This is a genomic window from Thermithiobacillus plumbiphilus, from assembly GCF_038070005.1.
Lineage (GTDB): Bacteria > Pseudomonadota > Gammaproteobacteria > Acidithiobacillales > Thermithiobacillaceae > JBBPCO01.
Window position 1 is genome coordinate 163,643 of sequence record NZ_JBBPCO010000003.1, and the last position, 23,842, is coordinate 187,484.

24 protein-coding genes and 2 riboswitches are annotated in these 23,842 nt (G+C 61.6%); of the genes, 17 read left to right on the forward strand and 7 right to left on the reverse strand.

The features are described 5' to 3' along the window. Positions 1-36 precede the first annotated feature (36 nt). Positions 37-783, reverse strand: coding sequence for a DUF2934 domain-containing protein (locus tag WOB96_RS04670; RefSeq protein ID WP_341370117.1), 747 nt, complete (start codon positions 781-783; stop codon positions 37-39). Between the two features lie 388 nt (positions 784-1,171). After that, positions 1,172-1,552 (reverse strand): NifU family protein, encoded by a 381-nt coding sequence (locus WOB96_RS04675; RefSeq protein ID WP_341370118.1) that lies wholly within the window; start codon positions 1,550-1,552, stop codon positions 1,172-1,174. Between the two features lie 153 nt (positions 1,553-1,705). On the opposite strand from WOB96_RS04675, the gene WOB96_RS04680 reads away from it, so the two are divergent. Together WOB96_RS04680 and WOB96_RS04685 are read left to right on the forward strand one after the other, a co-directional pair. Further along, positions 1,706-2,266: a hypothetical protein gene (locus tag WOB96_RS04680; protein ID WP_341370119.1), complete on the forward strand. Its 561-nt coding sequence runs from the start codon at positions 1,706-1,708 to the stop codon at positions 2,264-2,266. Next, entirely contained in the window at positions 2,263-2,775 is a 513-nt protein-coding gene (locus WOB96_RS04685) for a TlpA family protein disulfide reductase (RefSeq protein ID WP_341370120.1), read from the forward strand. Before WOB96_RS04680 ends, WOB96_RS04685 begins: the two co-directional genes overlap by 4 nt. 113 nt (positions 2,776-2,888) lie before the next feature. On the opposite strand, the gene WOB96_RS04690 is transcribed toward WOB96_RS04685, so the two are convergent. Further along, positions 2,889-4,712, reverse strand: a complete 1,824-nt coding sequence (locus WOB96_RS04690; protein WP_341370121.1) for an ATP-binding protein — start codon at positions 4,710-4,712, stop codon at positions 2,889-2,891. Positions 4,713-4,946: 234 nt separating this feature from the next. On the opposite strand from WOB96_RS04690, the gene WOB96_RS04695 reads away from it, so the two are divergent. The 5 genes from WOB96_RS04695 to WOB96_RS04715 all read left to right on the forward strand — a co-directional run bounded on the left by WOB96_RS04695 (position 4,947) and on the right by WOB96_RS04715 (position 10,928). Next, on the forward strand, positions 4,947-6,125 hold the full coding sequence (locus WOB96_RS04695; RefSeq protein WP_341370122.1) for a pyridoxal-phosphate-dependent aminotransferase family protein: 1,179 nt from the start codon (positions 4,947-4,949) through the stop codon (positions 6,123-6,125). A 64-nt stretch (positions 6,126-6,189) separates the two neighbouring features. Next, entirely contained in the window at positions 6,190-6,666 is a 477-nt protein-coding gene (locus WOB96_RS04700) for a YiiD C-terminal domain-containing protein (RefSeq protein ID WP_341370123.1), read from the forward strand. A gap of 170 nt (positions 6,667-6,836) precedes the next feature. Next, positions 6,837-8,585, forward strand: a complete 1,749-nt coding sequence (locus tag WOB96_RS04705; protein ID WP_341370124.1) for a bifunctional metallophosphatase/5'-nucleotidase — start codon at positions 6,837-6,839, stop codon at positions 8,583-8,585. Between the two features lie 457 nt (positions 8,586-9,042). After that, positions 9,043-10,176 (forward strand): bifunctional metallophosphatase/5'-nucleotidase, encoded by a 1,134-nt coding sequence (locus WOB96_RS04710; RefSeq protein WP_341370125.1) that lies wholly within the window; start codon positions 9,043-9,045, stop codon positions 10,174-10,176. Then, complete coding sequence (locus tag WOB96_RS04715) at positions 10,116-10,928, forward strand: 5'-nucleotidase (RefSeq protein WP_341370126.1); 813 nt, start codon at positions 10,116-10,118, stop codon at positions 10,926-10,928. The genes WOB96_RS04710 and WOB96_RS04715 overlap by 61 nt, the downstream gene beginning before the upstream one ends. Positions 10,929-11,073: 145 nt before the next feature. Here WOB96_RS04715 and WOB96_RS04720 read toward each other — a convergent pair whose 3' ends face one another. The 3 genes from WOB96_RS04720 to WOB96_RS04730 form a co-directional block, all read right to left on the reverse strand. Continuing rightward, positions 11,074-11,964: a tetratricopeptide repeat protein gene (locus WOB96_RS04720; protein WP_341370127.1), complete on the reverse strand. Its 891-nt coding sequence runs from the start codon at positions 11,962-11,964 to the stop codon at positions 11,074-11,076. Continuing rightward, entirely contained in the window at positions 11,961-13,787 is a 1,827-nt protein-coding gene (locus tag WOB96_RS04725; RefSeq protein WP_341370128.1) for a SulP family inorganic anion transporter, read from the reverse strand. The genes WOB96_RS04720 and WOB96_RS04725 overlap by 4 nt, the downstream gene beginning before the upstream one ends. Before the next feature lie 337 nt (positions 13,788-14,124). Then, the gene (locus WOB96_RS04730; RefSeq protein ID WP_341370129.1) at positions 14,125-14,730 is read right to left on the reverse strand and encodes a hypothetical protein; all 606 of its coding nucleotides are present in this window, start codon (positions 14,728-14,730) and stop codon (positions 14,125-14,127) included. A gap of 168 nt (positions 14,731-14,898) precedes the next feature. On the opposite strand from WOB96_RS04730, the gene WOB96_RS04735 reads away from it, so the two are divergent. Next, positions 14,899-15,273, forward strand: coding sequence for a hypothetical protein (locus tag WOB96_RS04735; protein ID WP_341370130.1), 375 nt, complete (start codon positions 14,899-14,901; stop codon positions 15,271-15,273). Between the two features lie 65 nt (positions 15,274-15,338). Here the strand turns inward: WOB96_RS04735 and WOB96_RS04740 are convergent, their stop codons facing one another. Continuing rightward, positions 15,339-16,205 carry a phosphoribulokinase gene (locus WOB96_RS04740; protein ID WP_341370131.1) on the reverse strand — a complete coding sequence of 289 codons (867 nt, stop codon included), beginning with the start codon at positions 16,203-16,205 and terminating at the stop codon, positions 15,339-15,341. 148 nt (positions 16,206-16,353) lie between these two features. Here WOB96_RS04740 and WOB96_RS04745 point away from each other — a divergent pair, with 148 nt between their 5' ends. The 9 genes from WOB96_RS04745 (at position 16,354) to gcvPB (ending at position 23,796) form a co-directional block, all read left to right on the forward strand. Next, positions 16,354-16,533 (forward strand): hypothetical protein, encoded by a 180-nt coding sequence (locus tag WOB96_RS04745; RefSeq protein WP_341370132.1) that lies wholly within the window; start codon positions 16,354-16,356, stop codon positions 16,531-16,533. Next, complete coding sequence (locus tag WOB96_RS04750) at positions 16,530-16,901, forward strand: MAPEG family protein (RefSeq protein WP_341370133.1); 372 nt, start codon at positions 16,530-16,532, stop codon at positions 16,899-16,901. Before WOB96_RS04745 ends, WOB96_RS04750 begins: the two co-directional genes overlap by 4 nt. Positions 16,902-16,966: 65 nt before the next feature. After that, positions 16,967-17,554, forward strand: a complete 588-nt coding sequence (locus tag WOB96_RS04755; RefSeq protein WP_341370134.1) for a cytochrome b/b6 domain-containing protein — start codon at positions 16,967-16,969, stop codon at positions 17,552-17,554. 92 nt (positions 17,555-17,646) lie between these two features. Beyond that, complete coding sequence (sodC, locus tag WOB96_RS04760; protein WP_341370135.1) at positions 17,647-18,198, forward strand: superoxide dismutase [Cu-Zn] SodC; 552 nt, start codon at positions 17,647-17,649, stop codon at positions 18,196-18,198. Positions 18,199-18,313: 115 nt separating this feature from the next. Continuing rightward, positions 18,314-18,408, forward strand: a riboswitch (glycine riboswitch). A gap of 5 nt (positions 18,409-18,413) precedes the next feature. Further along, positions 18,414-18,492: riboswitch (glycine riboswitch) on the forward strand. Positions 18,493-18,532: 40 nt separating this feature from the next. Next, entirely contained in the window at positions 18,533-19,426 is an 894-nt protein-coding gene (gene lipA / locus WOB96_RS04765) for a lipoyl synthase (protein WP_341370136.1), read from the forward strand. A gap of 15 nt (positions 19,427-19,441) precedes the next feature. Continuing rightward, positions 19,442-20,545 (forward strand): glycine cleavage system aminomethyltransferase GcvT, encoded by a 1,104-nt coding sequence (gene gcvT / locus WOB96_RS04770; RefSeq protein WP_341370137.1) that lies wholly within the window; start codon positions 19,442-19,444, stop codon positions 20,543-20,545. Between the two features lie 25 nt (positions 20,546-20,570). Next, positions 20,571-20,960, forward strand: a complete 390-nt coding sequence (gene gcvH, locus WOB96_RS04775; RefSeq protein ID WP_341370138.1) for a glycine cleavage system protein GcvH — start codon at positions 20,571-20,573, stop codon at positions 20,958-20,960. Positions 20,961-20,968: 8 nt separating this feature from the next. Beyond that, positions 20,969-22,336 carry an aminomethyl-transferring glycine dehydrogenase subunit GcvPA gene (gene gcvPA / locus WOB96_RS04780; protein WP_341370139.1) on the forward strand — a complete coding sequence of 456 codons (1,368 nt, stop codon included), beginning with the start codon at positions 20,969-20,971 and terminating at the stop codon, positions 22,334-22,336. A gap of 2 nt (positions 22,337-22,338) precedes the next feature. Next, positions 22,339-23,796: an aminomethyl-transferring glycine dehydrogenase subunit GcvPB gene (gene gcvPB, locus WOB96_RS04785; protein ID WP_341370140.1), complete on the forward strand. Its 1,458-nt coding sequence runs from the start codon at positions 22,339-22,341 to the stop codon at positions 23,794-23,796. The last annotated feature ends 46 nt before the right edge of the window (positions 23,797-23,842 follow it).

The window sequence follows — 23,842 nt, forward strand, 5'->3', positions numbered from 1 at the left end:
TACGCTCCTCCCCTGACTCCCTGAGCACCATCGGGATCAGGCACCAGTCCCGGACCCGTCAGCCCTGGCGGCGTTCAGCCGGGCATCCACCAGACGCTCGGCTTCCAGCCAGTCCTCTACGGCAAGATCACCAGCAAAACCACGTTGTTCAGCCAGGAAATAAGCCTCCTCGGCAATCATGCGCTCCCGCATCTCCGGTGTTATCTCATGGCCGTGATCATTGCTGACCGCATTACCGATGGCTGGATCGCTCGCGACCTTCGGGGTACGCCCGCGCCCGCCTTTTTCGCCGGCGGGTTCAGCCTTCGCTGTCCTGGTCCGTGTTGCTGCCTTCTGCGGGGCGGTGCCGGCATCCTGGCCGCCAGCATGCCGCTTGCGCAGCCGCGCCCAGCCCGTGGCATATTCGGTGACATCCAGCGCCTCATGGCGCGCCAGCAGATTCATGCTCTCCTGGGCCTGCTCTGCATCGACATCGACGCGCAGCACCACGCCACCCCGGCAGAGACCTTCCTCAAAGCAGTTCCGCCCGGTGTCATCCAGATTGGCTGCCCGACGGGCGTCCAGCAACCCGACTTCAGCCAGTAAACCTCGTACCCGATCCATGAAATCCGGGGTTTCACGCCGGCGCTTGGCGGATCTGCTGTCCTTTGGCGCAAAGCTCGCGCCCGCTTCCGCCTGCAGAATCTGCACCTCGGGCTCCGGCGAGTTGGCACGTCGCAGTGCCGCGGCAGCCTCTTCAGCGGCCTCCCGCGTGGCAAAAAAGGCGATCAGACGTTCTTGCATGAACCCTCCTCCGGGGCAATGACAAAAAGGGGTGAAGCGGCACAAGCCCTGGCCGGCCGGCCTGATCATCAGTTCCAGTCATGGTATTCACCTCACTGTCACCCTGCTCGCGCAGGCGTGCTGAAATCTGGTTTTCCTGCGCCTGGCTTTTCCTATAGCGGAAAGCATACGCCCGGCATGGCAGGCTTCCATGTACTTTTCGGCGGACTCTGTTGCCGGGCGAAGCCAGAAATGCAGCAATTGCCCAAGCCTTCAGGGAAATGGATTGCGCAAAGGAAGATTAGTTTTGCAGTACAGTCACTTAGGTCCTAGACCAAATGGGCTGAAAAGCCGCGCCGTGGGATAAGGGAGGGAAATGACCCAGGTGTCAAGACAAAGCCGGGGCTTTTCAGAAAGTATTGCGGACCTCGCCGACGCCGGGTACACCCCGGACGATCCGGGTAACGACATTCTGCAGATCCAGCACGGAATTCGGGCAGCCGACACAGGCACCCTTCATGCGTACCAGCACGACATGATCCTCGATGCCGACCAGTTCGATATCACCGCCATCTCGCGACAGGATCTGGCGAACACTCTCCACAGCTTCCGCCACCCGGTCCGGGTCTGGCGGCGGCAGGTTGCTGACATCGACGGGGGCAAAGGGCGTCTGGCGCTGCGCCATCGCCTGGGCGCGGGCAAGCTGGTAGGCCCGCTCGGGATCCTGGGCCTCGATCTCGTCGAGTTCGTCTTCCGTATAAAAGCGGATAGGCTGTCGTTGTTCGGTCACGGAAAAACTGCCCCTGCTGGATGTCTTAAAAGGATATAAGAGGAAAGTATATCGAATTTGATCCCGACTGGCACAATGGGCTCCCGGAGTCATCAATGCTGGACCGGAAATTGCATCATCCGCGTGTCCGCCTGCTGAGCCGAAGAAGACCCTATGAAACAGATCCAGTCCGCCATGCTATCGATCCTGCTGCTCGCATCCCCCGTCTGGGCCGACCCGCCCCAGGGGGCGGTACGGGAGCTGGATTTCCATCTCTCGGCCCGCAGTCCCGAGCAGCTTGCCGCCTTTTACAGCGCGCGCGGCTTCCCGGAAAGCGCAATCCAGGCCCTGGGCAAGATCTGCTTTCTGACCGTGGGCATGCGCAATGAAACCAGTCAGATCGTCTGGCTGGCACTCGACCGCTGGCGCATCACCGATGCCGAGGGCCGCGCCGTGCCGCGACTCACGCGCACCGACTGGCAGCAGCGCTGGGATGCCATTGACCTGCCACCGGGCAATCGCGCCACCTTCAATTGGACGCAACTCCCCGAACAGCGCGACCTGCAACCCGGCGAGCCAGTCGGTGGCAACCTGGCCATTCTGCCGCCTGCCGGCCCCTTTTCCCTGGAGGCCAGCTTCCGTACCGGAGCCGAAAAGACTGGACCGGTGTTGAAGATCCAGGTCGACAATCTGCGCTGTCCCAGCGCTGATGCATCTCACGGAGAGCAGCCATGAAACAGACCCGCCACCTCATCCTGCTGCTTGGCTTCCTGATCCTGAGCGCGCCCTTGCAGGCTGCGCCACCACGCGGTCTGATGCCGGTGGAGAACCGCCCGGCGCCCGCATTGCGCCTGAGCGACATGGATGGGCGGGTGACGGATCTGCGCAGTCTGCGCGGGCAATGGGTGCTGGTGCACTTCTGGGCAAGCTGGTGCGGCCCCTGCCGTCAGGAAATGCCCTCATTGCAGCGCCTGGACGCGAAGATGCCGGATTCGAGGCTGCGCCTGCTGCTGGTCAATACCGCGGAAAGCCAGGAAGAGGTATTCACCTTTCTTTCGACCGTGGCGCCGGATCTGCACAGCCTGCTCGATCCTGATGGCCGGGTCACCGAGAACTGGCGGCCACGCGGCCTGCCATCCAGTTTTCTGGTGGACCCGCAGGGCCGGATCCGTTATCTGGCCCTGGGCGGCCGAGATTGGGACGTCCCGCCCTATCTCCCTTTCCTGCAAGGGCTGACACGCTGACCACAGCCCTGCCTAAAATTTAGGCAGGGGCTGCACGGCACCAAAAGATCAGGCCTTGGTTCTACTACCACCAAACTTATCCACAGCTTTTGGGGATTAGCCGGCAAAAGCCGTTAACCCACAAAAAGCCTGGAGTTCTCATCCGCCTCGGTGGACAACTCAGCATCGCCGCACTGGGCGTCTTCGGCAAGCACCAGAATAGCCGGCTGACGCAAGGTGAAAAAGAAGGTCGCGCCTTCATCCACGCCGCCCTGGGCCCAGACCTTTCCGCCATGACGGTGAATGATGCGGGCGACCGTGGCCAGGCCAATGCCCGTGCCCTCGAATTCCTGCATCGAATGCAGCCGCTGAAAGGCGCTGAACAGCTTGCCCGCATAATTCATGTCGAAGCCGGCGCCGTTGTCACGCACGAAGTAGATTCGCTCCTCGCCTTCTCGCAACATGCCAAACTCAATGCAGGCATCGGCGCGTTTGCCGGTGAATTTCCAGGCATTGCCAATGAGGTTTTCCAGCACGATGCGCAACAGGCGCTCATCACCATAGGCTGGCACATCGGGCGCGATGCGAAAATCCACCTGGCGGGCAGTCAGTCCCGGCTGCTGCAGGTGATCGGCAATCTGCCGTGCCACCACACCGAGATTGACAGGGCGGCAACGCATTTCCTGGCGCGTCACCCTGGAAAGCGAAAGCAGATCCTCGATCAGGTTGCCCATACGCTGGCTGGCCTGATGGATGCGCCGCAGATGACGCCGCTCGCCTTCCTGCAGGCGCTCGCCACAATCCTGCAGCAGGATCTGGCTGAAGCTGTCCACCACGCGCAGGGGCGCGCGCAGGTCATGGGATACGGAGTAGCTGAAGGACTCCAGTTCGGCATTGAGTTCCAGAAGCTCCGCAGTACGCTCGGCCACCCGCTGCTCCAGCTCGGCATTGAGCTGCCGCACCTCCCGCTCGGCGCGCTGACGTTCCCGCTCGATGCGCATCTGCCAGCGCAGTCCCCGCTGATAGATACCGATGCCGGCCAGCGCCAGCAGGAAGAACATGGCGAAAGGCACCTGGACCCGCTCGATCCAGCCCGAGAACACCTGATTCAGCGGGACGCTGACAAAGGCCGTGAGTGGATATCCCTGCAATCTGGTATAGGCGCCGAGGCGATATTCATCGTCCACCTCTGTGGTGCCCTGATAGGTGCCCCAGGCGCGCCCCGGATTGCTGCGCAGCGCCTGCACCAGCGGGCCCTGACGCCGAGAGGCAAAGGTAAAGTCGAAATCGGCGGGGTTGGGATAGCGGCTCTGCAGGTAGGCATCATTGCGCATCAGCCCGTGCACCATGCTCTCTGGGGTCAGGCCACGCCAGGCCCCCTGCTGGCGCGCCACGGGCAGGGACACGGACAGCACGAAACGCAAACGCCCCTTGGCGTCACGCACCGGCAACTGCATGGGGATCACCCAATTGCCAGAGATCAGTCCCTGGCAGGCAGGCAGGACATTGAAACCCTGTCCGCGCAGGGTTTCCTCGAAACCCCGCCAGATGACCGCCGAGCGGCGCAGATGGGGCAAAGGCTGGCCGACCGGGACCAGGGACGAGAGAAACATCTGGCCATCGGCTGTGACGAGATTGACGGAGTTGAGATCGGGATTCCCCAGTTGGAAGCGCTTCAGCAGGACATGTGCCCGTTGTGGCTGGGCCAGGCCGCCCTCCGCGAGCAGATCCTGGGAGAGACCGCGCATGCCCTGCTTGTAATGATCAAAATACTGCCGGGCGGAATAGGCGGAATTCGCGCTCAGGGCCTGGAGTTTGTCGAAGGTCTGCTGCTTTTCGAGATACCAGGCATAAATGCCATAGATCAGAGTGAACAGCATGAGCAGAAAGCCCAGCAGGCGGAAGGTGGCGACGATCGGCCGGGCGGCATTGGTGAAGGTGACGTTGTCTGCGGACATGGATGAAACGGCTCTCCTATCAGCCAGGCCGGATCATTTTTTGTTTGGGTGGCAACTGGCACGGACAGACAGCCTAGCCCTCCTGCCGGTCAAAGCGGAAATGTAAGCCCGCCATCCGACCCTGGTCCATGGACAAAGGTCGGACACAGCCAACGGGCAAGGCAGGCTGATGACAGATTTCCCGTCTTTCTTTATGCTAGCCCGCATTCTCCTACACCACTTCATAGGCCAAGCATGCAGATCTCATCCTTTCACCCCCCCGTACGCACCCTGATGGGCCCAGGCCCTTCCGACGTCAATCCGCGCATCCTGGAAGCCATGTCCCGGCCCACCATCGGTCATCTCGATCCGGTCTTCGTCAGCATGATGGATGAGATGAAAGCACTGCTGCAGTTTGCCTTCCAGACGCAGAATGCGCTGACCATGCCGGTGTCCGGCCCGGGCTCGGCCGGCATGGAGACCTGTTTCGTCAATCTCGTCGAACCCGGTGATACCGTCATCGTCTGCCAGAATGGCGTCTTTGGCGGACGCATGAAGGAAAACGTCGAGCGCTGTGGCGCAACCGCCGTGATGGTGGAAGACCCCTGGGGCCGGGCCGTGGACCCGCACAAGCTCGAAGACGCCCTCAAGGCCCACCCCGAGGCCCGGCTGGTGGCCTTCGTCCATGCCGAAACCTCCACCGGCGCGCAGTCGGATGCCAAAACACTGGCCGAAATCGCCCATAACCATGATGCCCTGGTGATCATGGATGCCGTCACCAGCCTGGGTGGCACGCCGGTGATGATCGACGACTGGCAGATCGATGCCGTCTACTCCGGCACCCAGAAGTGCCTGTCCTGCACCCCGGGCCTCTCGCCGGTGAGCTTCGGCGAACAGGCGCTCAATCGCATCAAGCACCGCAAGACCAAGGTGCAGAGCTGGTTCATGGACCTGAATCTGGTGATGGGTTATTGGGGCAGCGGTGCCAAGCGCGCCTATCATCATACCGCGCCGATCAATGCGCTCTATGGCCTGCACGAGGCCCTGGTCATCCTCCAGGAGGAAGGTCTTGAGCAGGCCTGGGCACGTCATGCGCGGATGCATCAGGCCTTGAAGGCCGGCTTTGAGGCCATGGGCCTGCGCTTCGTGGTGCCGGAAGCCGAGCGTCTGCCCCAGCTCAACGCCATCAGCATACCGCAGGGTGTGGACGAGGCGGCGGTGCGCGCCCAGTTGCTGCAGGACTATGATCTGGAGATCGGTGCCGGGCTGGGAGCCATGTCCGGCAAGATCTGGCGCGTCGGCCTGATGGGTTTTGGTGCCAACCCGAAGAACGTCCGTCTCTGCCTGGGCGCCCTGGAAGACGTCCTGAGCCGGATGAAGGCGCCCATCGAACGCGGCGCAGCACTTGCGGCGGCGGATAGGGTGCTTGGCTGAACCCGTTTGAACAGCGATAGCGGAAAGGCCCGGTCACCCGGGCCTTTTTCATGGGAGAAATGCCGTGCCAGACGACAAAGCGCAGTTACTGCAGACATTGCTGCTCACAGAAATTCCCCTCACCCAGGCCTTGCAGTTGCAGGTGGAGTCCCTGGATGACCAGGGCCTGCGCCTGCGCGCCCCCTTGCTCCCCAATCTCAATCAGGAGCGCAGTGCCTTTGCGGGTTCTCTCAATGCACTCGTTACCCTCGCCGGCTGGGGCATGACCTGGTCGCTGATCAGCGAGGCGGGTCTGCAGGCCGCCATCCTGATCCAGGACAGCCGGATCCAGTACCTGTGGCCCGTGCATCAGGATTTCAGCGCCTTCTGCCCGCCCCCTGAGCCATCCGAGGCCCAGCGCTTCATCCGCGCGCTAGCACAAAAGGGGCGGGCACGCCTGTCGCTGAGCGCTGAAATCCAGGCGGATGGCCGGCTACTGGCCACTTTCGCCGGACGCTATGTTGCCACCCTTGAACCCTCTTCCCCGGCATGCCAGGCCTGACCTGCCGCAAAGCTGGCGAGTGCGCTTTGTAGCGCAGGAACTGTTCCGTTTGGGACAGGACTTGCGTTTCGTGAAAGCCTCCTGACCGCAGTTCATGCAAGTGTCTCGACAGATTTTTCTGGCACGGAAAATGCTTAAAGTGTGTCTATTTGCTGATTGCTGGAGAAAACATGCCCGTTTTTACCTGGTTCAAACCCCTGCTGTTTCTCGCTGCTGCCGGACTGAGCACGCCGGTACTGGCAGGTAGCGGGGAGCTCACCCTGATCCATCTGGGGGACTTGCACGGCCACCTCGTGCCCAGGCCTGACGTCCGTGAGGGCGGCAGCGGCGGCACCCTCGGCGGCCTGGCGCGCATGTACACCAAGATTCAGGAAATCCGTGACCGCAACCCCAACAGTCTCCTGATCAATACTGGCGACACCATCCAGGGATCGGCCGAGGTGCTTTTCACCCGCGGGCAGGCCATCATCGACGTGCTCAACCAGTTCAAGTTTGATGCCTTCGCGCCCGGCAACTGGGACTATGTCTACGGCAGCAAGCACTTCGTCAAGACCTTTGCCGGGCCGAATCCGGTCGCGCCCTGGAACAGCATAGCCGCCAACCTGTACTACGCCTCGAAAGAAGAAGATCCTTACACCTTCTTCCCGGACAAGGCCGGTCAGCGCGTATTGCCGCCCTATCTGATCAAGAACGTCAATGGCCTCAAGGTCGGCATCCTGGGATTCACGTCTGAACGCGGCCCGCAGACGGTAGGCCGGATGGTCGCCAAGGGCTTCGTATTCAGTACCGGCGATTCCGAATTCCCGAAATATATCAAACTGCTCCGCCAGCAGGAGAAGGTCGACCTGCTGGTGGTTGCGTCGGAACTGGGATTGTCCAACAACATCCGCATGGCCGAGGAATACCCCGGCATCGACGTCATTCTGTCCTCGGACATGCATGAGGAGACCCGCAAACCCGTCGTTACCAAAACCGGCACGGTGCTCGTCGAAGAGGGACAGGATGGCATGATGCTGGGCGAACTCAAGGTGCAGGTCGACAACGGTAAGATGACCCAATGGCGCTGGACGGCCCATGCCATCGACGACAAGGTTCCTGAGAACCGGCAGATTGCCCGCGCCGTGCGCGATGCCCGCAAGACCTTCGTCAGTGGTCGCGACTTCAAGGCCCACGTCAATCCCTTCAACGGTACACACCTGCAACGCCCCATCGATGCGGTCGTGGGTTACACCACCATTCCGCTGCACCGCGCCAATTTTACGCAGAGCAGCCTGCCAGCCGCCGTTGAAGGCTCCTCGCATGACTTCCTGACGGATGCCTTCCGCAGCGTCTCTCAGGCTGACATTGGCGTCATTCGCGGCTTCCGCTATGGAACCCAGGTCGCGCCGGGACCGATCCGCATGGAAGACCTGTATCACTTCATCCCCATCGGTCCACAGATCGGGGTGGTGCGCATCCAGGGGCGCTTTCTGAAGCGGCAGCTGGAAAACTCCGCCAAGGGCAGCATTGATCCTAACACCTCCGCCTGGACGGGTGGCTGGATGTTTGGTGTCAGTGGACTGACCTTCGATTTTGATCCCTACCAGGCTACGGGCTTCCGGGTCAGCAACATTCGTGTGAACGGCAAGCCGCTCGATCCGGAAGCCGCCTACGAGTACGCAGGCTACTGGTATGGCAATGATCCGAACATGGTCAATGGCTGCGAGTGCCCGCGTCTGCCCGGCACCTTCATCCGCGTGGTCAAGGACGACAGCGGCGAGGCGCTCGATGCCACCGAGGTCGTGGTCCGCTATCTCGCCAGCCTGCCTAACAGGACCGTCACCCCGCAACTGAAACGCATACGGCTGATGCAACCGCTTCCCAAACCGCTATACGGGTTCCCGGAACTACAGCCCTTGCGCGGGGCTCACCCCGACTAAGGGACTCCACGCCGGCCACCTGGCCGGCGTTTTTTTTCCAGCAAAAAGAAACGTCCGGTTCCCGCGCCGGCCCCTGAATCATGCCACCGGTGCAGATCACCCCAGGACCGGCCCGGGCCACACCGAGCATTTTCCTCGCCTTACCCACATCGCCAACTTCTTGACACAACTTCGGTAGCAATTTTTTTCCACTGACCTGAAATGTCCACTCAGGCAGCCTTCAAAGCCAGAACCCGCTTCGATTACAGGCGATTTTCGCGATCCGGAGCAGAGACCCGAGGCATGGTCTATCGGACCTTCGGTGCTTTGTACTCCAGAAACAATCACTTAGGGTGTCGACCCTGAAGTACCGGACGAAGGTTATAAGCCTTTCTTAGCAGATACTTATATGCCGGAGTCATTTTTTTGTCGGATGACCACCAAGGATGTGCCAACTTAATGACACCGTGAGGTTTTCATGAATCGTACCCTAATCGCTTCGACTGTCTGCCTGCTGGGCACACTCAGCCCCACTGCCTTTGCTGGCAGCGGCGATCTCACCCTGATCCAGATCGGCGACCTGCATGGTCACATGGTACCCCGGCCGAATGTCAGCAGTACCAATACAGGGCGCATGGAAGGTGGCCTAGCACGCATGTACACGCAGATCGACCGCATCCGCAGCCAGCACAAGGACAACCTCCTGGTCAATGTCGGGGACACCATCCAGGGCTCTGCCGAAGCACTCTTTACCAAAGGACAAGCCATGGTGGACGTCCTGAACTTCTTTGGTATCGATGCCTTTGCGCCGGGCAACTGGGATTTTCTGTACGGCACCAAACGCTTCACGGAACTGTTCGATGGCAAGGCACCCAAGGCTCCCTGGGGTGCGGTTGCCGCCAACCTCTATTATGACGGCGAGCCCTATGCCGACAGGGCCGGCCAGCGGGTATTGCCGCCCTACAGCATCCGCAAGGTCGGTGATCTGAAGATCGGTTTCCTTGGCTTCACCACGGCCCGAGGCGTCCCCATCATCAGCGGCGCCACCAAGGGCTTCAAGTTCACCGAGGGTGACGAGGAACTCAAGCAGTTCATTCCTGTGCTGCGCAACAAGGAGAAAGTGGACCTGATCGTCATGATTTCCGAACTGGGCCTGGCAGACAACATCCGCCTGGCGGAAGCCAATCCCGGCGTGGACGTGGTGCTGTCTGCCGACATGCATGAAATGACCATGAAGCCCGTCGTCACCAAGACTGGCACGGTCATCTCCGAGGTCGGCCAGGACGGCACCCTGCTCGGCGAACTCAACCTGCAGGTACGAAACGGCAAGATGATCAAGTGGGACTGGAAGCCACATATCATCGACGAGCGTCTGCCGGAAAGCCCCAACATCGCCGCCCTGGTGCGCGAAGTGCGCAAGACCTATGTGAGTGGGAAAGACTTCAGGAAGCACACCAATCCCATGAATGGCAGCGTACTGAGCCGCCCGGTGGATACGGTGGTGGGCTATACCAAGGTGCCGCTGATGCGTGGCATTTCTCAAACGAGAACGTGCCCGGTGTCATCGAGGGTTCCTCGCATGATTTCCTCACCGACGCCTTCCGCAGCATGACCGGCGCCGACATCGGTGCCATTCGTGGTTTCCGCTATGGCACGCATGTGCGCCCTGGCCCCATCACGCTGGAAGATCTCTATCATTACATCCCCGTTGGGCCGCAGATTGCAGTGGGTACCATCAAGGGCGCGCAACTGAAGGGTCAGATGGAGAACGCGGCCCATGGCTCACTGAATCCGGATGTCATCACCTGGTCGGGCGGCTGGCTGTTCGGGTACAGCGGTGTCAAGGCCAATCTCGACCCGTATCAGGCGAAAGGCAAGCGCTTCTCCAGCATTCAGGTCATGCGCGCCGATGCGAAGCAATGCACAGCCCTGAATCCAGACGCCAGCTACACCTATGCCTCCTATTACTTCAACACGGATCCGGACAAGGTGAACTTTACCCCGGCCCAGAATATCCGGGTCCTGAAGGACAAGGATGGCAAGCCACTGGACGCCACCGAAGTCGTGGCCCGCTATCTCGCCAGCCTGCCCAACCGCACCGTCAACCCCGAGCCGAACCGGATCCACCTGACAGCACCCCTGCCCAAGCCAGGCTTTGGCAATCTTGAGATCCAGCCTCTGCGCGGGGTCTTCCGACCCGATGTGTCCGGCCCCGGCCGTGCCCCTGCCGGCAATGGATCATCCGGCACGGCTCCCGGGTCATCGACATCCACCCCGAATAGCGCTGGCAATCAGGCCAGCAACGGTGGCAATGCCGGATGCAAACCCTGCAGTACCAGCAGCAAGGTAGCCACGGCCCGGTAACAAGGCGCTGTACCGTATTGTCTCGGGCGCATAAGACAGGGGCGGTCCAAGGACCGCCCCTTTTTCATCAAGCCAGCATTTTTTCAGTCAGCATGCAAAAAGCGGGCACGAGGCCCGCCTGGAAAGTCACGATTGGGACAACAAGTCAGGGCTTGCCGACCTGCTCCCGCTCCTGCCAAAAGCGGGCCTTTTCCCTGTCAGGCGCCAGGCCAAGTTCGCCGCGTCCATAGATTTCCACCAGCCGCTGCATGGCCAGCCGATTGCCGCGCTCAGCCGCTTCGGTCAGCCAGTGCAGGGCCTGTTCCCGGTTCCGGGAAACACCCCAGGCACCAGTTTCATAACGCAAGCCAAGCTGATACTGGGCCTGCGGGTCGCCAGCCAGCGCCTTGCGTTCGAGTTCATGGCCTGATTGCTGGAAGGCTTCCGTGATTCCGATTCCAAAACTTTCCAGGGAATGCAGCAGCTTCACGGCATCCGAGTGGCCCTGCGCGGCGGCACGATCCAGCCAGTTGCGGCCCCGCTGCAGATCCTTTTCAACGCCCAAGCCCTCGTGGTACATCCGCCCCAGCAGGAACTGGGCATCCGCGTTGCCCTGGTCGGCGGCACGTCCAAGCCAGAACTCCGCCTTGCGCGGATCACGGCCGACGCCCTGCCCGTGCAGATAGGCCTCGCCCAGACGGAGCTGCGCATCGGCCGAACCCTTGTTTGCGGCCTGCTGCCACCAGAACACTGCCTTGGCCGGGTCCTTGGGGGCTCCGCGCCCTTCGGCATAGGCTTGGCCAAGCAAATCCTCGGCATAGGGTAGGCCACCCCGGGCAGCCTTTTCCAGCCAGAAGAAGGCCGCCTTCTCGTCCGGTTCCAGGCCATAGCGGCCCTCACGGTAAGAAAGACCCAGCAACAATTGCGCTCCCAGGTTGCCGCGCTCGGCGACATTGCGCAACATCATCAGGTGTTCGGTGTCGTTCGCTGCCCACCCTGGAGCGCTGACCAGGGTGGTGAACAGCAGGGCGGGCGCGAGAAGTTTGCGGATCTTCATGAAGGCTGCTTCTTCAGTGGTGTTACCTTGCCGGCATCAATACCTTCATCCAGCGGGGTGGCGTCAGTCGCACACTCCCTGAACACTCGCCGCGTGCAGGTTTCACAGCGCTCAGGGTTGAGCTTCTTGTGGATGGCGGCAATGGCCTCGGCCTTGGAAGCAAAGATATTCTCCTCGCCGATGTCGGCAAGATAGCCGCCCTTGCGCAGCATCCTGCACAGGCCTTCCTTGACATTGGCAAGATACAGCCCACCCCCCATCCGACGGCGGCGCTTGGCCTCCTGCACCAGCATTTCCGCACCGGCAACGTCGACGAAGTTGATGCCATCTGCCAGGATCAGCAGATGTGTGTGTTCCGGGCGACGCTCATCGATTTCCTGCAGCTTCTGCTGTACATGGCTGACCGCACCAAAGAATACTGAACCATCGATCCCGACGATCTTGAGCTGCGGGCATTCCTGACTCTGATTGGCGGCCTCGAAGCGGCGCTTGGGATTGGACAGGTCCGGAGACATGTCGCGAATGGCTGGCCGCGAGGTACGATTCAGATAAAGCACCAGGGACAGGATCACGCCGACATAGATTGCAAATTCCAGCTCCACGAACAGGGTGGCAAAAAAGGTGGTCGCCAGCACGATGGTTTCGGAACGACTCGCCTTGAAGATCGCGCCCATGTGATGAAAATCAATCAAGCCCCAGGCCACCAGGACGAGCACGGCGGCCATGGCCGCCACCGGCAGGTAGGCCGCCAGCGGCGCGACCAGCAACAGGATCAGACCCAGCGCGATGGAGGCGAACACTGCGGCCAGCGGGGTCTTGGCGCCAGCCTCATAGTTCAGGCCGCTACGGTTGAAGGAACCGCTGGAGGCATAGCTGGAAAAGAAGCTGCCGATCACGTTGGCAAGGCCCTGGCCGACGAACTCCTGATTGCCATCGATGCGCTGCTCCGAACGCACAGCAATCGCGCGCGAGATCGAAACGGCCTCGGTCAGTGCCAGCATGGTCACGGCGAAAGCGGTCGGCGCCAGGGTTTTCAGGGTATCGAGACTGAAATCCGGCGAGGAAAGCGGCGGCAGACTGGCCGGCAGGGCGCCTACCGTGGCAAGACCGGTCACATCCACACCCAGCATGTTGTTCAGCACCAGAGCGGCGAGGCTGCCCACCACCATGGCGGCAATCATGTAAGGGATCTTCTTGAAATAGGTCTTGACCAGGATGCCAGTCACCAGGGTCAGTATCGCCACGGCGGTGACATAGGGATTGATGTTGCCGACCTGCAGCGCAAAGGCATGCAGCGTTTCATAGAAAGTGCTCCCCCTGGGAATCTCCACGCCAAAGAAATTCTTGATCTGGGTGGAAGCGATCAGGATGGCAGCGCCGGCAGTGAATCCGATCACCACGGTATGCGAGATGAAGTTCACCAGCGTACCCATGCGGGCGATGCCCATGATCAGCTGAATCAGGCCGACCAGGAAAGTCAGGGTCAGCACCAGCGAGATATACTGGCCAGTACCCGGTTCCGCGAGCGGGCTGATGGCGCCGAACACCACGATCGAGATCGCCGTGGTGGGCCCGGATACCAGGTGCCATGACGAGCCGAACAGGGCGGCGATGATGGCCGGGACCATGGCCGTGTACAGACCGTATTCGGGGGGCAGGCCGGCAATGGTGGCAAAGGCAACACCCTGGGGCAACACGATGATGGCGCCTGTCAGTCCGGCAAGGGCATCATCCCGCAGGCTGCCCCGATTGACGTTGGGCCACCAGCGCAGGAAGGCAAACACCTTGTATAGCCACAAATTACATGCAAGTACGTCTTTCACGGCAGGATCTCGATGGTTTCGTTAATCGTGGCGGTCCAATGGACCCAGACACTGGCAGGAAAATCTTGCGCTCTGGCACGGGGGCATGGCCCGAGCCTTCCGCGAGAGCAGGCATCAAGCAAATTCACTTGCTGCCCAGACCTCGAGTGACATCAGCCGTGTATTATTACGAAGAAAGACAAAGCCATCAAGCACTTGCCGGGATTTGTCAGCTTTTCCGCTCTCCGGCTGCGCGATCGGTTCCCGACAAGCTATTGAATTTTTATATTATTTACTGCCTGCGACAGAACAAACGGGGCCCTGAGGCCCCGTCAGCACAGGCCCGGCTACGGCCAGGCTACATGCGGCTATGGGTCCGGCTGGCTGCTGCCGTGGCGGCACCCAGCATAGACTTGGTCTCCATGCGCTCCTCACGCGGCGGAATCTCAGCATCCAGACCGAGCGTCTGCATCCAAAGCTCGCGGGCCCAGCCCATGGTATGGAAAAGGTGCTGGTGCTCCTGCTGATGCACCCGGTCGAAAGCATCGGACAATACCTGTTTTTCGTGATCGGACAGGTCATCGGCTTTATGAGTGACCAAGCCGATCAGCATCCAGTTCTGATAATCCTTGGCCTCGGCATCAATGACCGCTTCCGCGGCGACCAGCTCCGCCCCTCCAGGACCCGCGCCCTCGATGGCCATGTCGATGGATTTGACCAGGGCATCGGTCTTGGCGCGCACGACTTCCCGGCCAGGGGTCATGCGCTCGGGGTCGAGCCCCAGATTGGCGAACATATCCCGATAGATTCGTTCATGCTCCCGGGTCTGCTCCAGATATTCCCCCATCTCCTTGCGAAATTCAGGCGTGACGGATGCTGCCAGCGCTTTCTCATATACCTTGATCCCGCCCAGCTCTGTCTCGATGCCCTGATAGAGCAACTCCTCCAGCTTCATGCGATTCATGAACCACCTCCATGGCGAAAAAGACGTCTCGTACATGGATTAGTAAGCACGGGAAGGGTGGGAGTTCAGCCCCTGTCCTAGGACGCAGGTCGGAAATGCAGGCGCAATAGAGCTGGCCGGCAAGCCGGACTATACTGCTGAGACTGGCTCGAACACTGAGGAAAGTTCATGGATACAGGAATACTGCTGGAAGGAAGGATCTTGCGCATCCGGCTCAGCAAGCGGGCCGAGCAGGCCTTGAAGCAGCGTAGTACGCCACTGCTGGCAGAAATGGAACTTTATTTCAGCTGCCTGATTCGCAAGAAGGTGCGTTTCCTGGAGGCTGGTGATGGCCTCGAAGTCGATGACAAACTCCGGGTCAGCTTCCGCCCGGTCATGACCCGGGTCTGTGGGACTGATTACGCCGGGAAAGAACCGCCGCTGACCGACTTTCCGATTGAGGACCGTGGCCGTTTTCTGCCCCGCTGGCTCAACATCGATTACCGCAACGGACAGTGGACGGGCGAGTTCGGCTATGAGCGCGAACCACTGAAAATTGCCTGAACGCAGGGCTGGCAAACAAAACCGCCGCCCCTCGCGGGTACGGCGGCTGGCGGAGACTTTGGCGCCTAGCGGTTCTTGCTTTCCATCATCTGCTCGATGATCGGGGTCAGGATCACTTCCATGGCATAGCCCATCTTGCCACCCGGTACCACGATGGTGTTGGCACGGGACATCCAGGAGCCGTGGATCATCTGCAGCAGCAAGGGGAAGTTCTGCTTCTTCGGCTCGCGAAAGCGGATGATCACGAAACTTTCATCCGGAGTCGGGATGTCGCGGGCAATGAAGGGATTAGATGTGTCCACGATCGGCACGCGCTGGAAGTTGATGTGCGTGCGCGAGAACTGCGGCGTGATGTACTGCACATAGTCCGGCATGCGGCGCAGGATGGTGTCGGTCACCGCCTCGGCGGTGTAGCCACGCTGTTTGCAGTCGCGATGGATCTTCTGGATCCATTCCAGGTTGACGATGGGCACGACGCCGATCAGCAGGTCGACATACTTCGACACATCGACATCGCCGTCGGCAACGCCACCATGCAGGCCCTCATAGAAAAGCAGGTCGGTGCCTTCGTCAATGTCCTGCCAGGGCGTGAAGGTGCCCGGCTCCTGCTTGTAGGGTGCAGCTTCATCTTCATCGTGCAGATAAAGGCGCGTCTTGCCCGTGCCGTTTTCGCCGTACTGGCGAAACAGCGCTTCCAGTTCGGCAAAAAGGTTGGCTTCCGGGCCAAAATGGCTCAGATTGCGGCCCTCAACAGCAGCCGCCTTGATCGCCTCGCGCATTTCCAGGCGGTTGTAACGGTGGAAGCTGTCGCCTTCAACTACGGCGGCATTCAGTTTCTGACGACGGAAAATATCACCGAAGGCATGCTTGACGGTGGTAGTGCCCGCGCCGGAGGAGCCGGTTACCGCAACGATGGGGTGCTTCTTGGACATACTGATCTCCTGTCTTTAATATTCAAAACCGGCCTCTGCAGCCAGGTAGGCGCAGGGATGATCCGCCGGGCGGGACGGATCAGAATTCAGTGCAGGCAATATCGCTTCGCATGATCGGAGGCTGCCAGCAGCAGGCTGGCAAACCGTAATGAGCCAGGCGGCCGCGACCTGGTATCTGTCTTTAACCGCGTATGGGAACTGGCCGGGCAAAGGCAGCAAAAACCTGCCGCAAAAGTCAACTATAATCGCTTTGCACCATATCAACAATATCCCGCCCCGACTGATGGCCATGCACGCCAGCCGGCGCATTGACAGGGAAGATACATGACACTTGCTTACTGGATGGTCTTGATTGCCATTTTCCTGCCCTACATTGCCGCCGCAGCAGCAAAATCGGGCGGCAAATACGATAACAGCGCTCCGCGCGCCCAGCTCGAGAAGGCGAGCGGCTGGCGCCAGCGCGCCAACTGGGCGCAGATGAATGCCTTCGAGGCCTTCCCGCCTTTTGCCGCCGCTGTGATCATCGCGCACCAGCTCAATGCGCCTCAGGATCGGATCGACTTGCTGGCGGTACTGTTCGTCGGCTTTCGCCTTCTGCACCTCGTGCTTTACATTCTGGACCGGCCGACCCTGCGCTCCCTGGCCTGGGCCGGGGGCTTTCTTTGCGTCATCGGCCTGTTCGTCATCGCCGCCTGAGCGTTTAAGCCAGACTTAAGCTGATTGCACCAACATAGGGCTATCTTTTGGTCCGGAGGACAACAATGAAAGCACCAACAAACCCCTTTGCCTATGACCGCGCCACCCGCTGGCTGCATCTCGGCCTCGCCCTGACGGTCACCTATCAGCTTTTCATCAGCCTGATCATGGACCACCCCCGGCCCGACCGCCCGCTGACCGGCACTGCCGCCCTGATCTTCGAGACCCATGAATGGGTCGGGGTAACGGCTTTCGCCATCGTTGTCGCGCACGTGATCTGGAGCTTCATCGGCCCGGCCGCGGTGCGCTGGACCGGCATGATTCCCTGGCGACCGGCGCAGTGGCGGGTGCTGGGTAACGACCTGCGCTCGATCGCACGCCTGCGCCTGCCCCTGCGGGATGAGCATGACGGGCTCGCCGCCCTGACCCATGGCCTGGGGCTGCTCGCCGTGCTTGGTTCTGCCATAAGCGGATTCATCTACTTCCTGTTCGCCCCGGAAGGCGGCGGCAGGTCACCGGACTTCGTCAGATCCGCCATGGGCTTTCACGAGTTCATGTCCACCTTCGTGTGGATCTACTGGGGCGGTCACGTGGGCATGGCGCTGTTGCACCGGCTCATGGGGCACCGGATCTTCGAACGCATCAAGCCATGATTACTCATCAGGCTTGCAGGGACGATCAGGCGGGATATCATGGAAGGGCATTGCCGACGCAAACCCAAAACTCGCATACCAAGGAGCCTGGCATGAAAATCACCTTACTTGCAGCAACCTCCCTGCTCACCCTGCTGGCCGCTGGATGCACGACCTCGCCGGATGGCGGTATGGCTGGCAGTCAGGCACTTGACGTTCCCATGTACGCGGCCACCCCCACGGGCCCCGGTCAGCAAGTTGGCATCATTCACGCCATGGATAGTGGCAACGGCCTCGTACTACAGGCAAAACTGCAGGGCCTGACACCCGGCGTACATGGTTTCCATGTCCATGAGAACCCCTCTTGCGACCCCAAGGAAAAGGATGGCAAGCCGGAACCCGCACTGGCAGCCGGCGGACATTATGATCCGCAGCACAGCGGCAAGCACGAAGGCCCCATCGGCATGGGACACCTGGGGGACCTGCCGCCGCTCAACGCCAATGTCGATGGCAGCGTGAACATGAGCGTCACCGCGCCGCGCCTGAAGCTTGCCGACATCCGCGATCACGCCCTGATGATCCATGCCGGTGGCGATAACTTTTCAGACCAGCCCAAGCCTCTGGGCGGCGGTGGCGCCCGCGTGGTCTGCGGCGTCGTGAAATAAGCTTTGGCTGCATCGAGCAGACGCCCCTTAATGGGGCGTTTTGCTTCTTGAGAGACGCGAACCGGTGCCAAAGATTCACTGGCATTTTGCCACCGAGTCGTTTAAATTTAGTCCACCGAACCCCGCGGGAGAGACTCCAGACCACACGCTGGAGCGCCGAAGGATCAAATCCTCCCGAAAAATCTCAGGCAAAAGGACCGCGGGCAGCCAACAGGCATCGGCACTCTGGAGAGACCCCGCTTGCGGGGCACCGACGGGGCTCAAGCTCTCAGGTTCAGGGACAGAGGGGAGATGCGCGGCCAAAGCCGCCTGTCACCCATTGTCCGGAGTGCGCATGCCGCCCCAGAAAGCCATCCCCATTCAAGTCCGGCGCGCAACCCAGCCCAACTGCGGCCCCATGCCCGCCTGGATTCGCCAGCCCCTTGGCCAGGATCCCCATTTCGGCCTGACCCGGACCGCCGTCCAGGAAAATGCCCTGCACACCGTCTGCGAGGAAGCCAAGTGCCCCAATCGCGGCGAGTGCTGGAGCCGCGGCACGGCCACCTTCATGATCCTTGGCGACACCTGTACCCGCGCCTGCGGCTTTTGCGCGGTTAGGACCGGCAGGCCCGAACACGCGCCCGATAGTGATGAACCCCGCCGAGTCGCGGAGGCCGTGGCCCGCATGGCACTCAAATATGTCGTGCTGACCTCGGTCAATCGCGACGACCAGCCCGATGGTGGGACCGGCATCTTCGCCGAGACCGTGCGTTTGCTGCGCGCCGCGAATCCCGGGATCGGCATCGAACTGCTCACCCCCGACTTTCGCAACTGCCAGGACCAAGCCCTGGCGCGCATCGCGCCACTTGCACCCCTGGTCTGGGGGCATAATGTCGAGACCGCCCCGAATCTCTACAAAACCGTGCGCCCCGGCGCGGACTATGCGCGTTCGTTGCGTCTTCTCGAAGCCGCGGCAAGGCTTCCCGAAATCGAGGCCAAAACCGCGCTGATGCTGGGCCTGGGCGAAACCGAGCATGAGGTCCTTGACGTGCTGCGCGACCTGCGTGCCATTGGCGTGCAGCGCCTGGCCCTGGGCCAGTATCTGCGCCCCTCCATGCAGCACCTTCCGGTCCGGGCCTACATTGAACCCGCACAATTCGAGTACCTGGCGCAGGCCGCCCGGGAGATGGGTTTCTCCTGGGTCAAGGCCGGCCCCCTGGTACGTTCCAGCTATCACGCCGAAGACTGAACAAGAGGAAGACCGATGGGCTTGCGTACCCCCCTTTATGACTGGCATGTGGCGCAGGGCGCCAGGATGGTGGATTTCGGCGGCTGGGACATGCCCCTGCACTACGGCTCGCAGCTCGAAGAACACCATCAGGTGCGCCGCAGTGGCGGCATTTTCGATGTGTCACACATGACGCCCGTGGATTTCAATGGCGAGCAGGCCGGCGCCTTCCTGCAAAAGCTGCTCGCCAATGACATTGCCAAGATCCAGAAGACGCCTGGCAAGGCGCTCTATTCGTGCATGCTCGATGAAAGCGGTGGTGTGGTGGATGATCTCATCGTCTATTTCATCCGCCCGGATTTCTATCGCATGGTCATCAATGCCGCGACCACCGACAAGGATCTGGCCTGGATGGAACAGCAGCGCGCCCGCTTCGCGCCGGATGTTTCCATGCAGCCGCGCAAGGATCTGGCAATGCTCGCCGTGCAGGGCCCCGAGGCCCGCGCCAGGGTCATCGAAGTGCTGGGTCTGCCCGCGCTCGATGCCCTCAAGCCCTTCGTCGGTGGCTTTTTCGATGTCAATGGCAGTGAATACTTTGTGGCCCGCACCGGTTACACCGGCGAGGACGGTTTCGAGATCATGCTGCCGGCTGCCGAGGCCCCGGCCTTGGCCGACCGGCTGCTGGCCGCGGGTATCAAACCCGCCGGCCTTGGCGCGCGCGACACCCTGCGCCTGGAAGCCGGCATGAACCTCTATGGCCAGGACATGGACGAGAGCACCACGCCGCTGGAGTCCAATCTCGCCTGGACGCTGGCGATGAAGGATGGGCGCGACTTCATCGGCCGCAAGGTGCTCGATGAGCAGCTTGCCCATGGCATACCGCGCACCCTGATCGGGCTGGTGGTGCCCGCCGGCGGCATCCCGCGCGGGCATCAGGCCGTGTTGAACGGCAAGGGCGACAGGATCGGCGAAGTGACCAGCGGCTCCTTCTCCCCCACGCTTGGGCTGGGCATTGCCTTTGCGCGGGTGCAGGGCCAGTTCGAGCCCGGCGCCGAGCTGGCGCTTGAGATTCGCGGCAAGGCCGTGCCGGTACAGGTGGTGAAACCACCCTTCGTGAAGCAGGGACAGAAGAATTTTTGAATAACCATTTCAAAAGGAGCACCCGATGAGCAATATCCCCAACGACCGCCGTTACACCGAAACACACGAATGGGTCCAACCCATGGGTGAAGGCGTGTTTCGCGTCGGCATCAGCGACCACGCCCAGGACCTTCTGGGGGATCTGGTCTATGTCGAGGCGCCGCAGGTCGGCAAGCAGCTCAATGCCAAGCAGGACGCCGCCGTGGTCGAGTCGGTCAAGGCCGCCAGCGACGTCTATGCCCCGATCGCGGGCGAGATCACGGCCGGCAACGAGGCCCTTGCCGGGGCGCCTGAAACCATCAACCAGGACGCCTATGGCGAAGGCTGGATCTTCGAGATCAAGGCCAGCAATCCTGCGGATTACGACAATCTGCTGGATGCCGGGGCGTATCAGAACCTGATCGAAAGCGAGTAGATGTAGATATGCCCTTCATTCCGCATACCGAAGATGAAATTCGCGCCATGCTGGACGCCATCGGCGCCCCCAGCATCGAGGCGCTGTTTGACGAGATCCCGGCCGAGCTGCGCGCCGGCAAGCTGGAAAAAGTCCCTGAGCGGCTGTCGGAGATGGAAGTCCAGCGGCTGATGCGCGAGCGCGCCGAGCAGGACGGTCATCCCCTGTCTTTCATTGGCGCCGGCGCCTACGAGCACCACATCCCAGCGGCGGTCTGGGAGATCACCACGCGCGGCGAGTTCTATTCCGCCTACACGCCCTATCAGGCCGAGGCCAGCCAGGGCACGCTGCAGCTCATCTATGAATACCAGAGCATGATCGCGAGCCTGACCGGCATGGATGCCTCCAACGCCTCGCTCTACGATGGCGCCTCGGCCCTGGCCGAAGCCGTGCTCATGGCGGTGCGGGCGCACAAGTCCGCGCGCCGGGTGCTGATGCCCGCCACGGTACACCCGATCTGGCGGCGCGTGGTGCACGCCATCGTCAGGAATCAGGGCATCGAACTGGTCGAAGTCCCCTATGACCGCCAGGGTGGCTTTACCGATCCCGCCGCACTCGAGGCCTTCGCCGGCCAGGACTTCGCGGCCCTGGTCATCCCGCAGCCCAATGTCTTTGGCGTGCTGGAAGATATGGATGCGCTCACGGACTGGGCGCATGCCAACAAGATGCTCGCCATTGCCGTGGCCAATCCCACCAGCCTGGCCCTGCTGAAAGCACCGGGCCACTGGGGCGGCCAGGGCGCGGACATCTGCGTCGGCGAAGGCCAGCCGCTGGGCATTCCGCTGTCCTCGGGCGGCCCCTACTTCGGCTTCATGAGCTGCAAGATGGCACTGGTGCGCCAGATGCCCGGTCGCATCGTCGGCGCCACCACCGATCTCGATGGCAAGCGTGGCTATACGCTCACGCTGCAGGCGCGCGAGCAGCACATCCGCCGCGCCAAGGCCACCAGCAACATCTGCACCAATCAGGGCCTGATGGTCACCGCCGCAACCATCTACATGAGCCTGATGGGGCCCGAGGGCCTGGAGCGGGTCGCCGCCGCCAGCCATGCCAAGACCCGCAAGCTGGTCGAGCAACTCAGGGCCATTCCCGGTGTGGAAGTGGCCTTTGACCGGCCGGTCTTCCACGAGGCCGTGATCCGCCTGCCGCGCAGTGCTGAGACCGTGCTCAAGGCCATGGAAGCCCAGGGCGTGCTCGGCGGCTTCAATCTGAAGCCCTTCTATCCCGAGCTTGGCGAGGCGCTACTGGTCTGCGCCACCGAGACCAAGACCGATGCGGACCTGGCGCGCTATGTCGAAGCGCTGCGCCAGGCGCTGGACAACGTTCAAGAGGTTTGATCATGCTCATTTTCGAACACAGCCGGTCCAAGCGCGTCAACAGCGCCCAGGCCCTGACGGGGAATCCTGGCATCTCCGACATCCCGGCCGCCATGCGCCGCCAGGACAAGCCCCTGTTGCCGGAAGTCTCGGAGCTGCAGGCGGTGCGCCACTACACGCGCCTGTCGCAGAAGAACTTCTCCATCGACACCCAGTTCTACCCGCTGGGTTCCTGCACCATGAAGTACAACCCGCGCGCCTGCAACACGCTGGCGTTGCTGCCGGGCTTCACCGGCCGCCATCCGCATGCGCCGGACAGCACCGGTCAGGGGCTGCTGCGGACGCTCTTTGAACTCCAGGAATATCTGAAAGACGTGACCGGCATGGCGGCGGTCAGCCTGACGCCGGCCGCCGGCGCCCAGGGTGAGTTCGCGGGTGTGGCCATGATCCGCGCCTACCATGAATCGCGCGGCGACACTGTGCGCAGCGAGATCCTGGTCCCGGATGCCGCCCACGGCACCAACCCCGCCACCGCCATCATGTGCGGCTACACGGTGCGCGAGATCCCGACAGACGAAAACGGTGACGTCGACCTGGCGGCGCTCGAAGCCGCTGTCGGCCCGCAGACCGCCGGACTGATGCTCACCAATCCCTCTACGCTGGGGGTATTCGAGCGGCGCATCCGCGAGATCCAGAAGGTCATCCACAATGCCGGTGGCCTGACCTATTACGATGGCGCCAATCTCAACGCCATTCTCGGCAAGGTCAAGCCCGGCGACATGGGCTTTGACGTCATCCACATGAACCTGCACAAGACCTTCTCCACCCCGCACGGCGGCGGCGGTCCCGGCGCCGGTCCGGTGGGCGTTTCGGCGCGGCTCGAACCTTTCCTGCCCATCCCCATGATCGGCAGGGACAGCGATGGCAGTTACCGCCTGCTCAACGAGGCCGACCGGCCGCAGAGCATCGGGCGCATGAGCGCCAATATCGGCAATGTCGGCGTGCTGCTGCGCGCTTACATCTACGCCCGCCTGCTGGGCCGCGAGGGCATGCACCGGGTGGCCGAATTCGCCACGCTCAACGCCAACTATCTCATGGCTGAACTGAAGAAGGCCGGTTTCGACATGGCCTATCCCGAGCGCCGCGCCACTCACGAGTTCATCCTGACGCTTGAGAAGGAAGCCAAGCAGTATGGGGTGCGCGCCATGGATGTGGCCAAGCGCCTGCTCGACTACGGCATGCACGCGCCCACCACCTATTTCCCGCTACTGGTGCCCGAGTGCCTGCTGATCGAACCCACCGAGACCGAGGCCAAGGAAACCCTGGACCAGTTCGTGGACGTGATGAAGACCATTCTGGAAGAAGCGCGCAATGATGCGGCACTGGTCAAGGGTGCGCCCTACACCCTGCCGGTACGGCGACTGGACGACGTCAAAGCGGCCAAGCAACTGGATCTGGCTTACAGGCAGACCAGTGTTTGAATGACTGCGCGAGTTAGCAGTCAGGTCCTCAGAAAAAGGCCCGGGA